11 protein-coding genes and 1 other annotated feature are annotated in these 15,735 nt (G+C 52.0%); of the genes, 8 read left to right on the forward strand and 3 right to left on the reverse strand.

The window, feature by feature from the left end:
* The first annotated feature begins 330 nt into the window (after window positions 1-330).
* From ACR9FF_RS06780 to rplT, 4 genes are all read left to right on the forward strand, one after another.
* The gene (locus ACR9FF_RS06780) at window positions 331-1,569 is read left to right on the forward strand and encodes a glycosyltransferase family 2 protein (RefSeq protein ID WP_127490830.1); all 1,239 of its coding nucleotides are present in this window, start codon (window positions 331-333) and stop codon (window positions 1,567-1,569) included.
* A 78-nt stretch (window positions 1,570-1,647) separates the two neighbouring features.
* Window positions 1,648-1,808: a sequence feature (ribosomal protein L20 leader region), on the forward strand.
* Window positions 1,809-1,824: 16 nt separating this feature from the next.
* The gene (gene infC / locus ACR9FF_RS06785; protein WP_174806518.1) at window positions 1,825-2,364 is read left to right on the forward strand and encodes a translation initiation factor IF-3; all 540 of its coding nucleotides are present in this window, start codon (window positions 1,825-1,827) and stop codon (window positions 2,362-2,364) included.
* Between the two features lie 20 nt (window positions 2,365-2,384).
* Complete coding sequence (rpmI, locus tag ACR9FF_RS06790; RefSeq protein WP_015842912.1) at window positions 2,385-2,585, forward strand: 50S ribosomal protein L35; 201 nt, start codon at window positions 2,385-2,387, stop codon at window positions 2,583-2,585.
* A 53-nt stretch (window positions 2,586-2,638) separates the two neighbouring features.
* On the forward strand, window positions 2,639-2,998 hold the full coding sequence (rplT, locus tag ACR9FF_RS06795; protein ID WP_127490829.1) for a 50S ribosomal protein L20: 360 nt from the start codon (window positions 2,639-2,641) through the stop codon (window positions 2,996-2,998).
* A 63-nt stretch (window positions 2,999-3,061) separates the two neighbouring features.
* On the opposite strand, the gene ACR9FF_RS06800 is transcribed toward rplT, so the two are convergent.
* Window positions 3,062-3,928 carry a helix-turn-helix transcriptional regulator gene (locus tag ACR9FF_RS06800; RefSeq protein ID WP_127490828.1) on the reverse strand — a complete coding sequence of 289 codons (867 nt, stop codon included), beginning with the start codon at window positions 3,926-3,928 and terminating at the stop codon, window positions 3,062-3,064.
* 164 nt (window positions 3,929-4,092) lie between these two features.
* Between ACR9FF_RS06800 and ACR9FF_RS06805 the strand changes: the two genes are divergently transcribed.
* Both ACR9FF_RS06805 and ACR9FF_RS06810 read left to right on the forward strand, forming a co-directional pair.
* Window positions 4,093-6,411, forward strand: a complete 2,319-nt coding sequence (locus ACR9FF_RS06805; protein WP_435169881.1) for a glycoside hydrolase family 95 protein — start codon at window positions 4,093-4,095, stop codon at window positions 6,409-6,411.
* Between the two features lie 180 nt (window positions 6,412-6,591).
* Window positions 6,592-9,639 (forward strand): carbohydrate-binding protein, encoded by a 3,048-nt coding sequence (locus ACR9FF_RS06810; RefSeq protein WP_435169883.1) that lies wholly within the window; start codon window positions 6,592-6,594, stop codon window positions 9,637-9,639.
* A 610-nt stretch (window positions 9,640-10,249) separates the two neighbouring features.
* On the opposite strand, the gene ACR9FF_RS06815 is transcribed toward ACR9FF_RS06810, so the two are convergent.
* Window positions 10,250-11,992, reverse strand: a complete 1,743-nt coding sequence (locus tag ACR9FF_RS06815; protein WP_201006337.1) for a sensor histidine kinase — start codon at window positions 11,990-11,992, stop codon at window positions 10,250-10,252.
* Window positions 11,993-12,010: 18 nt separating this feature from the next.
* Window positions 12,011-13,603, reverse strand: coding sequence for a response regulator transcription factor (locus ACR9FF_RS06820; RefSeq protein WP_435169886.1), 1,593 nt, complete (start codon window positions 13,601-13,603; stop codon window positions 12,011-12,013).
* Between the two features lie 215 nt (window positions 13,604-13,818).
* Between ACR9FF_RS06820 and ACR9FF_RS06825 the strand changes: the two genes are divergently transcribed.
* Together ACR9FF_RS06825 and ACR9FF_RS06830 are read left to right on the forward strand one after the other, a co-directional pair.
* Complete coding sequence (locus ACR9FF_RS06825; protein ID WP_116393961.1) at window positions 13,819-14,802, forward strand: ABC transporter permease; 984 nt, start codon at window positions 13,819-13,821, stop codon at window positions 14,800-14,802.
* Window positions 14,803-14,830: 28 nt separating this feature from the next.
* Complete coding sequence (locus ACR9FF_RS06830; RefSeq protein WP_116393960.1) at window positions 14,831-15,718, forward strand: carbohydrate ABC transporter permease; 888 nt, start codon at window positions 14,831-14,833, stop codon at window positions 15,716-15,718.
* Window positions 15,719-15,735: the final 17 nt, after the last annotated feature.

Here is a 15,735-nt window from a genome sequence, read left to right on the forward strand (position 1 = left end):
CAACTCTTTACGTATGTATTGGACGTAAGGGCTAAAAAATTAGGAAATGGATGAAAATAAGGGCGATAGGGCGCAAAAGGAGGTAATGGAACCATCTGACTGCCATGCAAGCGTTTTAATGGCTGGATAACGGATAATGGCGGTAATTAGAGCTTTTGACAAAGATAATCAATCTGTGGAAAATCAAAATGTCCCGCGATTCGTTTACACAAACACAAAAAAACGGACCGGACACAAGAGAGAATTATGATAAAGAGCCTGTCGGCGCCTGATAGCAGGTCGATTAGAACGGGCAATTAAAAAGGGGTCTCAAGGGGGCAGTACCGAAAAATGTTCAACACGATTATGCTTGTATTCCAGATCGTATTCGCATTGCTGGGCTTGTACCAACTGTTTTTGACATGTTTTGGCTGGCACCGCAAAAAAGAAGATTTATCCCATCCGCCGCAAAAAACTTTCGCGCTTTTGATTGCGGCGCATAACGAGGAGCAGGTTGTAGGAGCGCTTATCGAGAATCTGCTGAAGCTGAAGTATCCTCGCGAGCTGTTTGACATTTTTGTCATCTGCGACAACTGCACGGACGGCACGGTCGATATTGTGAACAGCTACGAAGGCGTTTATGCCTGCGTGCGCAATAACAAGAACCAGCGGGGCAAAGGCTACGCCGTGGAATGGATGCTCAAGGAACTGTGGAAGATGCCGAAAAGCTACGACGGCGTTGCGATCTTTGATGCCGACAATCTGGTAGCGACCGATTTCCTGCAGTACATGAACAATGATTTGATTAACGGACACCGCGTTATTCAGGGCTACCTGGATACGAAAAACCCGAACGACTCGTGGATCAGCTCGGCGAACGCGATCAACTACTGGTTCTGTAACCGCCTGTGGCAGCTGCCGCGCACGAATCTGGGTCTGGCTAACTTCCTCGGAGGCACGGGCATGTGCTTTGATGCCAAGCTGCTTCAGGAAATGGGCTGGGGCGCAACAAGCCTCGTGGAAGACTTGGAATTTACGGTGCGTTGCATCCAACGGGGTATTTATCCGAAGTTTAATTTCGAAGCGAAAGTGTTCGACGAGAAGCCGATTACGTTCCAGGCATCGGCACGTCAGCGCCTGCGCTGGATGCAAGGACATTTCGACGTTACGCGCAAGTACATGCTGCCGCTTTTGTGGCAGGGCATTAAAGAACGCAGCATGACGAAAATCGATGCTTCGCTGTACGTATTTAACGCATATAACTATTTGGCCGGCTTTTTCATTGCAGCGATCATCTGGGGCGACATGCTTCTGTTTGGCGGCAACAATGTGGAATCGGTATACAACCTGCTGCCAATCTGGCTGAGCATTCCGTATATGGCTTACGTGTTTATCCAGATTCCTTTGTCGATGTACATGGCAAAGGTGCCGTGGAAGCTTTACTTGCGGATTCCGACATTCCTGCTCTTTACCGTGTCGTGGTGGCCGATTACGGTTCACGCGTTCTTCACGCAAAACAACAAGAAATGGAGCCATACGCAGCATACGCGCGTTATCCGTCTGGAGGACGTGCAAAGCAAACAGCTGTAATAAGGCATGACATAATGGGTTGACACATAGAAATCCATTGTGTTATAGTATGTCGGTAACGTTTTTGACAAAACATATTTGCACAAGCAGAAGCACCCGCTTCTCACCTTTCGGTCACGCCGACTGGTTTGCGATAACTGACTAGCTTAACGAGTTGCTTCCCTGCGAGGTAACGAGGGCGGCCACAATCAACGGTTATAACAATGCGGGTTCGTGCGAACCCGCATTTTTTATTTTGCACCACAACACATAAACATCCTATCTTGGAGGTGGCACGTTATTAGCAGAGAACATCAAATCAACGATGAGATCCGGGCCAGAGAAGTACGACTTGTAGGCGCGGACGGCGAGCAAATCGGTATCAAATCGATCCGTGACGCTATGCAGATGGCAATTGACCTGAGCTTGGATCTGGTGAATGTAGCACCAACGGCTAAACCGCCGGTTTGCCGGATTATGGACTACGGTAAGTTCCGTTACGAGCAGCAGAAGAAAGAAAAAGAAGCACGCAAAAATCAAAAAATCGTCGACCTGAAGGAAGTTTGGTTCCGTGCCAACATCGACGAGCATGACTATCAAACGAAATACCGGAACGTTGTGAAGTTCTTGGGCGAAGGCGATAAAGTTAAAGCCTCCGTACGCTTCCGCGGACGGGAAATCGCTCATGCCGCCATCGGCCAGAAAATTCTGGACCGTCTGGCGCAAGAGGTTGCCGAAATATGCAGCGTAGAACGTGCACCGAAGCTGGAAGGCCGGAGCATGATTATGATTTTGGCACCAAAAAGCAACAGTTAAATAAAGGGAGGATAATCGACATGCCTAAAATGAAAACACACAGCAGTCTGAAAGACCGCTTCAAAATTACTGGTACTGGTAAAGTGAAACGCTACAAAGCGTACAGAAACCACTTGCTTTCCCACAAATCCGGTCGTCAAAAACGTGTTCTTGCTGGCCAACCACTGATGGCAGCTGGCGACGTTCGTCGTATTCAACAAGGTCTCGCTAACCTTAAATAGTAGCAATCGTTCAGATAGCTTAATCAAATTCAACCTACGGGAGGTTTCCACTCATGGCAAGAGTTAAAGGCGGTTTTGTCCGCGCTCGTCGTCGTAAAAGAATTCTTAAACTGGCAAAAGGTTATTTCGGTTCGAAACACCGTCTGTTTAAAACAGCAAAGGAGCAAGTTGGTAAATCGCTTCTTTACGCATACCGCGACCGTCGTCAAAACAAACGTGAATTCCGCAGACTGTGGATCGTTCGTATCAACGCGGCTGCTCGTCAAAACGGTCTTTCCTACAACAAATTCATGTACGGCCTGAAACTGGCTGGCATCGAAGTAAACCGCAAAATGCTGGCTGACCTGGCTGTTAACGACATCAACTCGTTCAACTCCCTTGCTGGCGTTGCAAAAGCGAAAATCAACGCTTAGTTTTAAGCGTGATATAGAGAAGAGGTTGTCCCTGAGGGGGACAACCTCTTTTTTTCGTTCAAGCTACATCTCCCGCTCGGAAGAGGGCTGAAGCCGGTAAGCGCGGGGACTAACGCCGTAATAAGCACTGAAATGGCGGGTGAACGGATGAATCGACGTATACCCGAGCCGTTCTGCGATAGCCGTTACGGAATAATCCGTTTCGACGAGCAGCTGGGCAGCCTGCTTCATAAGAAGCCTATGGCGGTATACCTGCGGCGTAAACCCGGTCTCGCGTTGGAACAAGGAATGGAAGTAGGAGCGCTTAAGGCCGCACATGGCCGCCCAATCTTCGACTTGGGAGCGCGTCTCGGGATGCTCGTTCAAATAGGCGAGCAGCTTGACGATTCGGAAATCGCTGGGCTGGTGGGTGTGAACAACGTTGTACCAGCTGAGCATCCAGGCATACAGCATGCTGTTCACCAGCTCCGCGCGGTAATGCTGGCTGTTATCGAACTGCCTGGAGAGCGTAACGAAAGCATCGTACAGCCATGGATAAGGCTGAAGCGAGAAGAAGCTGGGCAGCGAATCCAGCTCCGGGCATGGCTCCTCGCGCGAGCCGGGCTCCAGCTCAAACGGCTCCGGGGCATGGATGAATACCCGGTTATAGGCTTCGGAAGTCCCTTCCCACAGATTGCAATAGAGATTATATGAAGATAACGGCTGTCCTTTCCGGATATGGAAGGCATGAGGCTCGCCGGGGCGCAGAAAGATAAGCGTCCCGCGTTCAATCGGATAAAGCTTTCCGTTCACTTCCATTTCCCCCGGTCCGTCAACAAACAGATGGAACGCGTAGACGTTGCTGATGCGAAGCTTTTCGTTCCAGCCCCCCACGTATAGATAACGCATGGAATCGCCGACATAAGGCTTTATTTCATTTATCGTTTTCATTCGGTTCCCTGCTCTCGAGCAAAAATTAGCGGATTAATCGTTAAATAATAGGACTGTCGGACAAATACGCTCTTTCCGTTCAATGTTACAATAATGCCATGATTTGCGAAAGGGCTTTCACTTGAAGAACGGACATTTAGCTAAAACTTGAGAGGATGAGCAGGATGAAAATGGTATATACCGAGCCGGCCTCGGGCTGGAAGCAGGGTCTTCCGCTAGGGAACGGACAGCTTGGCGCGGTGCTGCATGGCGGCATCGACAGCGAGACCTGGAATATGACAGAGATCACCTTCTGGTCAGGCAAGCCGGAGCGGTTCGGCGGATCGCCGGATGCCAAGGAAAAGCTGAAGACGATGCGCGAGGCTTTTTTCAACGGCAACTATGTGCTTGGAGATAAACTGGCTGCCGAGCAGCTTGAACCGGAGAAAGGCAACTTTGGAACCAATCTGTCCTTATGCGATATTCTCATTTCCTACAAGGATGAAGGCAGTCAGCTTGTGCGAGAGCTGGACCTCGAGAAGGCGGTTGTCGCGGTTTCTTACCGAAGCGGTTCCGGAGCGGTCATGCGAAGGGAAACGTTTGTGTCCCACCCGGATGGCGTGCTTGTCTCCCGGATTAAAGGGGATCAGGCAGGCTCCGTGTCTCTAACACTGAATATGGAGGGCAGGACAACTACGTTTGAAGCCCGGCTCGATGGACCGGATAAGCTTGTTTTCCGCACGCAGGCGACGGAGGACATCCATAGCGACGGCACCTGCGGGGTATGGAGCGAAGGCGCTTTAAAAGCGGTCGTTACAGGCGGGCGCGTATTAGGGGAAGGCGGTTCGGTAGCAATCGAGCAAGCCGATGAGGTTGTTCTATATTTTGCCGTAGCAACCGACTATGGCCGAAGCGATGAGGCATGGAAGGCGGAGCCCTCAGAACGGATTGAAGCGGCAGAGGCAAAAGGGTTCGAGCGGCTGCTCAGGGATCATATCGCGGATTACCGGTCGCTCTACGGCCGCGTTGATCTTGATCTTGGCGGATCCAAGTCGTTTGATTTGCTGCCTACAGACGAGCGCATCCGCAAGCTGAGAGCCGGGGAGTCAGCGGATAACGGACTTATCGCGTTGTTTTACCAGTACGGACGATATTTGACGATTGCCGGTACGCGGGCGGATTCTCGTCTGCCCCTTCATCTGCAGGGACTTTGGAATGACGGCGAGGCTAACGCCATGGCCTGGAGCTGCGACTACCATCTGGACGTCAATACGGAGATGAACTATTATCCGACGGAGATCAGCAACCTTGCGGAATGCCATATTCCGCTTATGAATTACATCGAGCAGCTTTCTTATGCGGGGCGTGCGGCCGCGGAAGATTTCTACGGCTGCGAAGGCTGGGTGGCGCATGTGTTTTCGAACGCTTGGGGATTCGCCTCGCCTGGCTGGGGACGCTCATGGGGGCTGAACGTAACAGGCGGGCTCTGGATCGCAACCCATTTGAAAGAGCATTACGAATATAGCCGGGACCGCGGGTTTTTGACTCGCCAGGCTTACCCGGTTATGAAGGAAGCGGCGCTTTTCTTCCTGGATTATATGACCGTTCATCCGAAATACGGCTGGCTGGTGACCGGCCCGTCGACCTCGCCGGAGAACAGCTTCTATCCGGGACCGGAGGAGCAAGGCGAGCAGCAGCTTTCCATGGGCTCCACGATGGATCAGATGCTGGTCCGTGATCTATTCGGCTTTGTGCTGGAATCGGCGGAGCTGCTTGCCGTGGATGAAGAGCTGCAAGAGAGGCTGAAGGAAGCCATGGAGCTGCTGCCTCCGCTGCAAATCGGCAGACGCGGACAGCTGCAGGAGTGGTTGGAGGATTACGAGGAAGCGCAGCCGCAGCATCGGCATTTCTCCCATATGTACGGCATTTATCCGGGCAACCAGATTACACCCGAGGAGACGCCCGAGCTTGGTCAGGCCATGCGGCAGACGCTGCTTGGACGGATGCTGGTCGATGAGCTGGAGGATATCGAGTTTACGGCAGCGTTGTTTGCCCTCGGCTTCTCCAGGCTTCATGACGGCAACCAGGCGGTGAATCATGTCCGTCATTTGATCGGGGAGCTGTGCTTCGATAATCTGTTGTCTTACTCGAAGCCTGGCGTGGCTGGCGCGGAGACGAATATTTTCGTCATAGACGGCAATTTCGGCGGTACGGCGGCCATCGCGGACATGCTGCTTCAAAGCCATGCGGGCTCCATTCATCTGCTGCCCGCTTTGCCGGCGGCTTGGGCAACCGGCTCGTACCGGGGGCTTCGGGCAAAGGGGAATGCGGAAGCAGCCGTCAGCTGGGAGAACGGGCAATTGACGGAAGCCGTTATTACCGCTTATTCGGATCTGGAGACGGTTGTGAAATGCGGAGGCAGCCAGATTCAGCTGAGGATGGAAGCGGGCAAGCGCTACCGGCTTGACGGCAAGCTTAAGCTGCTTGAGGCTGTAACGGCTTAATAGATCCATACCAAACCGCCAAAGAGGAAAGGGCCTTAAAGGTCTTTTCTCCAAACTTTGGCGGTTTGTCGTATGGTTCGTTAAATATTTGGATTGTTCGGGCCCTGTCTCTATTTTACATTGAAAAGGCAAACTGAAAGCGCTTCACCATTTTATGATGCGAACAGGAGGCTTGATGTAATGAAGAAGAAATTTGGGGCATGGTCCGGCAAAGGATGGTTTTTGCTGCTGGCAGCGGTCCTGGTCTTTCAATTAGCTGTAAGTTCCAACGGGCGGGAGGTTGAGGCCGCAGGAGCGGAGGTAACCGCCGTTGCCGATGCAGCATCTGCCGGCAGCTATTCCTTTGAGGCTGAATCCGCCGTCAACACGTTGTCTGGCAAAGCGGAGATCAAGGCATGCGCGGAAGCAACCGGCTGTTCGGGCAGCCAAATCGTTGGAGGACTGTGGGGCGGCTCGTCGCTCACCTTTAACGAAGCAACGGTAGATACAGCCGGCGTTTATACGATGACGATCCATTATATTTCAGGCGATCCGAGATCGGTTGGAGTCAGCGTAAACGGCGGTTCGATTGATCATTACGATTTGCCGAAGACCGCCGATTGGAACACGCTTGGCGTCTACGAGCTGGAGCTTGAGCTGAAGGCGGGAAGCAACACGATCCGCCTGGACGATGAGGGCGGCTATTCCCCGGACATCGACCGCATTGAGCTTCGCTTGTCTGATGGCGGTTCGGGCGAGCCTGGAACGGGCACGGCTTACGAGGCGGAAGCGACGAATAACGTTCTGACGGGCAATGCTTCCGTAAGCGGCTGCAGCGCGGCAACCGGCTGCTCGGGCGGCAAAAAGGTTGGCAATCTGTGGGGCGGCTCGACCCTGCAATTCCGTGACGTAATGGCGGAGAAAGCAGGCGTGTACACGCTTAGCGTTTCTTACATATCCGGAGACCCGCGCCCGGTATCGATTGCCGTTAACGACGGTCCGTCGGATAACTACGCTTTGCCTAAAACCGAGAACTGGGACACGCTTGGCGTATTCAAGCTGGAGGTTGAGTTGAAGGCGGGGGCAAATACGATCACGTTTAACGATGACGGCGGCTGGTCGCCGGATATCGACAAGATCGAGATTGCTTCCACGGAAGGTCCGGGCGAGGATCCGGGTCCGGTGGACAACATCGGCCAGATCGGGAAAGCGCTCGATTCCAAGAAATACGGCTCGATTAAAGTAACCGCGTACGAAAAAGGGGCAATCTTCGTATCCGGCAGCTACAGCATCACTTACAACACGGAGTCGGGGCTTTCTGCGTACGCCTGGAACGGCAAAACGCTTGTAAAAGGCGCTTACGCAAGCGCTCAGCTGGAAGATCAGCTGCTGGACAGCCGCAAATACAGCGAGCATAGCTTCAAGCTTAGCAGCGTGGAGAAAATCAAGGACGGGCATGGCAAGGGCGTCCGCATCACCGTTGAAAATAAAAGTGAAGGCCTTCCGCTTATGAAACAGATTTACCAGCTGTACGAAGATCAGTCTTACTTCCTTGTATCCCAGCAGGTAACGGGCAGCTCCGCGATCAGCTCGAACGACATGGCTCCGCTTGTCGTGAATGCGAGCGGCGGCGTTGATCTCGGAACCAGCGGCGACAACCGCGTCCTGATCACGCCTTATGATAACGATGCTTGGTCCCGTTATCAGGCTCGTACGATCAATACGGCTCTGAACAACAATAACTACATTAGCTCGGAAATGACGGCGATCTATGACAATACGAGCCGCGCCGGACTTGTTATCGGTTCGGTAACGCACGACGTATGGAAGACCGGTATTTTCTGGAGCGGCTCGAATGACAAGCTGAACAAATTGAAGGTGTACGGCGGCTTCACTTCGCTCACATCCACTCATGACAGCATCGGTCATGGCAAAGTATCGGGCACAACGATCACTTCCCCTCAAATTGCGGTTGGTTACTACGCGGATTACCGCGATGGACTGGAGAACTACGGGGAAGCCAATGCAGCAGTAGCGCCGCCGCTCAAGTTCGAGAAGGGCGTGCCTTCCGGCGTGCCGGTTGGCTGGAACAGCTGGGGCGCTTACGAAAGCTCGCTCAGCTACGACAAAGTCGTAGAGGTATCGAACTTCTTCAAGGATAATCTGCAAAAGTCGTTTACGAACAAAGGCACGGTCTATATCAATATGGATTCCTATTGGGATAACCTATCCGAGCAGCAGCTTCGCGACGCGGTAAAGGTTATTAAGAAAAACGGGCAAAAAGCCGGCATTTACTATGGTCCGTTCGTATACTGGGGTGACAACATGTCGCAGCCGGTGGAAGGAACAAACGGCAAGTATACGTACGGCGATATCGTACTCCGCGACGCGAACGGCAACATTCTTCCGAAGGTAGACGGCGCGTATGCGATTGATCCGACTCATCCGGGCTCGAAGCAGCGTATCGAGTATATTTTCAACAAGTTCCTGGACTATGGCTTTGAATATATCAAGATCGACTTCCTGTCCCATGGCTCCTTCGAGGGCAAGCATTACGATCCTAACGTGCAGACCGGCATTCAGGCCTACAACCAGGGAATGGCACATATCAACAAGACGCTGGGCGGCAAAATGTTCATCAGCGCGTCGATCGCGCCAATGTTCCCTAGCCAATACGCGCACGCAAGACGGATTTCCTGCGATGTCGACGGCTCGCTTGGCCGTACGGAATACCAGTTGAACAACCTGACTTACGGCTGGTGGCAGAACGGCACGATCTATTCTTACACCGATCCGGATTACATGACGCTTGCAAAAGGCGGCTCGTTTAACGCGGCTCAGACGCGGGTTAATGCCGCGGCTATTTCCGGCACCATCTACATGAACTCCGACGACGTCAGCAACGTGGAGACGCAAAAGCTGATGAAATCGCTGCTCACGAACAAAAACGTCAACGATATTGCCCTGATCGGCGAAGCATTCCGCCCGGTTGAAGGCAATACGGGCAACGCCGCGGCGGATATCTTTGTCCTCCAGGACAAGAAGGACTATTACCTTGCGGTGTTTAACTACACGAATGACGCAGTAACGAAAACCGTCGATCTGAAGCGTGCTTTTGGTATATCGGCAACAACAAAGGTTGAGCTTACGGACGCTTGGACCAACTCCAAAGTCGAAGCGAACGACACTCTCCAGGTGAACCTCGACGGCGCTCAATCCAAGCTCTACAAAGTAAAAATCAAGAATTAAACGAACAAAAGGCTGTGCCGGGTAAATCCCGGCACAGCCTTTTGTTATTTGGAGTCCTTTGTTTTCCTCCCCCTACACGCGATGCCCCCATGCGCCGACCTTACTATCGCTACGTTGGATTTCGTCCACTAGAATGATGCCGCAATGCCCGAAATTGGCGCGTACGTTGGATTCTATCCAGCGTAAACGTCCAAAAGTGGATTTAAACGCCCAAAACGGCTAATTTCGTTGGATGAACTCCAATGAAGGTTAGCTCCAGAGCTCTAATGCATGAAAAACGTTGGACTATATCCAATGTAGCTGTTGCCGAATCTTCTTTCCAATGCGGTAGAGGTTGACCCCGCACTTGCACTTGAATTCCAAAAACGGCTGTGACGGGTATACCCAGCACAGCCGTTTTTTCGCGTCACCCCAAATTCCTTGGCAGTATAAGAACTTAACCTCTAGGTTAAGTGCAGGCGGAGCAATTAAATGATTCTGGAGAAACGAAGTGTTCGCTTTTGTGAGGGGATTCCAATCCTATTGGAATTGTTCCAAGGAATCCCCGAGCAATGGCGATCGGAAGAACATTTAATTGCGCAGCATGCCCTTTAACCTGATAATCAAGTTCTTACTTCCCAGGAATCCGAATCGTCACCGACGTCCCGATTCCAAGTCGACTAAATATCGACACCCCATACGAATCGCCAAACAATAGCTTGATCCGATTATCGACGTTGCGGACGCCGTAGCCGGACAACGTATCCTCGCTTTGCGGCAGATCGCCGCTAGGCATCTTCATCCCCATGCCGTCATCGATGACCTTCAGGATGATGTCTTGTCCCTCGCGGTAAGCCCGGATAATGATGTTAATGCCGCATTCATGATCCCAGATCGCATGATTGATGCAATTTTCCACGAATGGCTGAAGAGTCAGCTTAAGAATCCGGCAAGGCAAGACCGATTCCTCGATATCGTAGTGAACCCGAAGCAGATTGGCGAACCGCACCTGCTGGATCGATACGTAATAACGGGTCAACTGAATCTCCTCGTGGATGGACAGCGTGTTTTTGCCTTTGTTCAGCGAGATCCGGTAAAACTTGGCCAGATCGGTCACCATCTTGTTCATTCGCGGGTCATCGTTGCGGATGGCTAGCGAAGAGATCGAAGCCAGCGAATTATACAGGAAATGAGGATTGATCTGAGCCTGCAGCACGTTAAGCTCCGCCTCCCGCTTGTCGATTTCCTTCATGTAGACATCCGAGATCAGCGAGCTTAGACGCTGGCTCATTTTTCGCAGCGCATTGCCGATTTGACCGATCTCATCCCGTCCAAGCGGCCGGATGTCGATAAGCTCGAAGTCCTCCCGTTCGATGCGGCGGATCATGCCAACAAGTTTTTCCATCCGTTTGGTGAACAGCCGTGCGGTGACGTAAATCAGGATAGCCATAAGGCCAAGGCTGACCAACGCGTAAGTCAGTATTCTTTTTGCCGTCAAATGAGCCTTGGACAAGAAGCTGCTGTAGGGAATAAGCGAAACGCTTTTCCAGCCGTATTTGGTCGTGTTGTAGACGACCAGCACCTTTTGGCCTTTATAGGTGCTGTCGAACCGCCCGTTATTTTCGGCGGGGAATGGTTCGGGCAGGTCGATCGGCTGGTTGAGAAGGCTTTTGTCTTTGGCGGACATCACGATGCCTTCTTCATTAATGATCAGCACCGCCTTGTCGCTCGCTTCCTTCGCCATCAGCCGGAAAATATCGGACTCTAGAATATTGATCGTTAAAACGCCGTACGGATTGTTCATGCTGCTGATGTTGAGCAGCCGCGTCAGCGTGAACATCGGAGGCTTGTCAGGCTCGGGAGGGGAGGTGACAAACCTTACGTCCCCAAAGCTGCCGCTAAGCGATTTGTAAGCCAGCGAGCTGCGGAATTTCTGATCCATGGATTTGATGTACATGCCGTCCGTGGGCAGCGTCTCATTGTTAATATAGATGCTCATGGATTCGATGTCCGGGTTTGTCGTCAGCATGTTGACGAACGAATTATTGATGTATTTGTAAGCATCAACGAACAGCGACGGATCCTTCGAATAATCGTTGGTCAGATAGGCGCGCATATTAGAGTCCAGATAGAGCGTTGCGGACAGCTTCGTGTACGTGTCCAGCTTGTTTTCAAGGTTGGAATTGATTTGCGCGACCGTAGAGTTCGTATTGGCGATCATCTGCGAAGAAAGCTCGCTGCGAATCGTCTCATACGAATATTGAACGAAAAAGAGCAGGGGGAGAATGCCCCCGAGCAAAAACATGACGAACAGCTTCTCGCGAAGCCTCCAATTGTATAAAGGATTAATCAGCCATCCGGCCAGCTTCCTCATGATTTAAGACCACCCAGCCTAAAGTTGCAGTTTGCGGTATTCGTTAGGCGTGCTGCCTTTGTGCTTCTGGAATACCGAGCAGAAATAGGAGACATTCTCGTAGCTGACCCGGTGCGCGATATCCCGTACCTTCAGCGACCGGTCCTTCAGCAGCTCCGCCGCGTGATTCATGCGGATTCGGGTCAAGTAATCCAGGATCGTCTCGCCTGTCTTCTCTTTAAAGATGGTCCGCACGTAATTGGGCGACAAATAAACTTCCTTGGCGATATCCTCTACCGTAAGAGGCAGATGATAACGCTCGGCAATCAGCTTCATAATCTGCTCCGCAACCGACTGATGGCGGTCAAGATCGCGCTCGGCTGCGGCTTTCAGCAGCTCCCTGCAGAACCTCAGCGCGTAGGCGTGATAATGGGCGATTGACGGGAGAGACGACAGCTCCTTCCAATGGTCGGCCAGCAGCTGGTCGCGAAGCGGCCCTACCATAAGAGAGGCAAAATGCTGCTCCAGCATGGACAACAGCTGAATAACCGCCCGGACGGCATAGTTCCGCTCGATTCGTTCCTGGCGCATGCCGGAGAACCAATCGTCCAGCAATTGTCCGGCGCGTTCGGCATCGCCGGCTTGCACGGCCGCAATAAGCGAAGCCGAAGTCGCGTCGACCGAGATATCGGTCTGCTTCACATTTTCGCCGGTACCGCCGCGTATAACGGAGCCGGCTTGCCGGTATAGCTTCTCTTCATTAAGTCGCTGCGATTCTTCGAACGCCTCTTTCAACAGATGAAATCCTTTGTATGGGCCAGACAGGCCGATGGTTGCGAAGGCTTCTCCTTCCGAAGTTGCGGCCAGCAGCTCTTCCCGCAGCAGCTCCCAATAAGCCGTCTCCCACTGCTGGGGTTTTCCTTGGAAGAGGACAAACAGTGTGCTTGGTCCGGTCTCAAGCACAATAGCGGCATCCAATCTCCGCCGCAGCAAAGCGCGGGCTGCTTCCGCGGCATCCGCGGTCAAGATGGAGGAAGAGGATGGCTGAGCCTGTTCTCCGTCTAATCCGCTAGTTGAGAAAGCGGGAGACTCCACCGTCATGTAAGCGGCACCAAAAGCCTGGTGCGAGAGAAAGCCGGAAGCTCCGTTCTCCCATTGCCGGATCCACTCCATCCGGCGCTCCGGGGAAGGTTCACGGACGATGCGCAGCAGCAGCCTCTCGAGCTGCCAGCCGCCGCCTTCGCTCGCCAGCTGCTCCTCCTCGAATTTCTTTTTCACTTTCGCAAGGAGCAGAAGCAGCTCCTCCATATCGATCGGCTTCAGCAAATAGCCGGCTGCTTCGATATTAAGAGCGGACTTGATATATTGGAATTCGTTATGTCCGCTTAGATAGATGATTTTGACGCTTTTGTCGATTTGCTTCGCGCGCCTTCCGAATTCCAGCCCGTCCATGATGGGCATGCGCACATCCGTAACGATGATATCCGGTTTCAGCTCGGTAAGCTTAGCCAGCGCTTCCTTCCCGTTGCGTGCTGTCCCAACGACCTGAATGCCGGCCTGCTCCCAAGGAACGTAATGCTCCATGGTCTCGAGCTCGAGCGCTTCATCGTCAACCAGAAGTACTGTATACATGTCGGCACCGCCTTTTTTCGATAGAAATAAAACCTCATGATGTACGATGATTCTAGTTTAACGGGTATGCCGTTATTCAACAATGGAGCAAACGGAAGTGTGTGGGATTGGAGCATGAATCGGTAGATCTTAATATAGAACGGCTCCAATGCCGGGCTATAATTAAGTCCATAAAGCGATGCAAACGGAAACTATATTCACGGGAGGGCAACACGATGAACATGCAAACGAAAGCGCATCCACAAAGTACCGGAGCGCTTGCCGTCAAGAGAAACAAAGGCGGTCTGCTGGCGAGGCTCAAGGAACAGCGGCTGCTTTATGTACTGATGCTGCCCGCCATTATCCTGACTCTGATGTTCTCCTATGTGCCGATGTTCGGGTTGTATATGGCCTTCATCAATTATCAGCCGGGCGGGGGAACGTTCTTCAAGCAATTTTTCACGACAGAGTTTGTAGGCTGGCAGTGGTTTAATTACTTCTTCACCAACGGCGATTTCGTACGGATTATGCGAAATACGTTGGCGCAAAGCTTCCTATCGCTGCTCTTCGGATTCCCGATGCCAATCATTTTGGCGCTTATGATCAATGAGCTGCGAAACGGCTGGTTCAAACGCACGTTCCAGACCGTCTCCTACATGCCGCATTTTATCTCCTGGGTTATCGCGGCAAACATTATTATTACGATGCTCTCGTCGGGTGGCGTAATCAACAACATTCTGACCGGCCTTCATATCGTGAACGAGCCGATTCAGTTCATGCAGAAGGGTCACCTGTTCTGGTGGATTATCGCTTTCTCGAATGCTTGGAAGGACATGGGCTTCAACGCCATCATGTATCTGGCTGCGATTTCGGCGATTAACCCCGAACTGTATGAGGTGGCGAAGGTCGACGGCGCAAGCCGCCTGAAGCAGATGCTCCATATCACGCTGCCGTCCATCCGTCCGACCATTATCATTCTCGCGATCCTCGCGATTGGCGGTATTTTGAACGCAGGCTTTGACCAGCAGTACCTGCTCCAGAACAATACGGTTATGGAATACTCGGAAGTTATCGATACCTACACGTACAAGTACGGCCTGCAAAACGGGATGTTCTCCTACGGGGCAGCCGTCGGATTGTTCAAATCGCTTGTGGCTTTCATCCTTGTCATCAGCGTGAATCAGATGGCTAAAAGAATGGAACAGCAGTCGCTGTTCTAGAACAATAACGCAAAGAGGAGAACACGCTATGGTGAAAGACAAAAAAGATTTTCTGTTTATGGCTGCCGTTTACGCCTTTATCGTTGCGATATTTGTGATAACCTTCTATCCTTTCTGGAACATTTTCATTATTTCGTTAAACAGTGCGGAGGATACTCTAAGAGGACATTTGTATCTGTGGCCGAGAGAGTTCAGTCTCAAAAGTTATGAGCAGATCCTTGGCGACAGCGAGATCTGGACGGCCATTCGGGTTACCTTGCTCAGGACCGTCATCGGAACGCCGCTTGCGGTTCTCACGATCAGCATGCTGGCGTTTGCGCTCAGCAAGAAGGAGCTTGTTGCCAACCGATTCTGGACGTTATACTTCGTCTTTACGATGTATTTTGGCGGCGGACTTATTCCGTACTACATGGTACTCAAAAGTTATCATCTGATCGACAACTTTATGGTGTTTATCGTGCCGGGCTTAATGAACGTGTTCTATATGATCATCGTCCGGACGTTTATGCAAGGGCTGCCGCAGGAGCTGGACGAGTCGGCCAAGATGGACGGAGCGAATTATCTCCAGATTTTCTTCCGCATCATTTTGCCGCTGACAACGCCGGTACTCGCAACGATTGGCCTGTTCACGGCGATCAGCCACTGGAATTCCTGGTTTGACTCGTATGTATTTACGTACAACCCGGATTTGAAAACGCTGCAGGCCGTGCTTGTCAAAATCCTTAACCAGTACCAGACCGGTTCCATGGTTGGCGATGCGCAGGCGATGGCGAATTCGGCGAAACGCATGCAAGTATCCCCGGATACAATCCGGATGGCGGCGACCATGGTTGCAACGCTTCCTATTATTATGGTGTATCCGTTCCTGCAAAAATATTTCGTTAAAGGTATGACGCTGGGCGCGGTTAAAAGCTAATCCGCCCGGCTTAGCAA

Origin of the sequence: Paenibacillus glycanilyticus, assembly GCF_051200795.1 — a bacterium.
Classification (GTDB): domain Bacteria; phylum Bacillota; class Bacilli; order Paenibacillales; family Paenibacillaceae; genus Pristimantibacillus; species Pristimantibacillus glycanilyticus.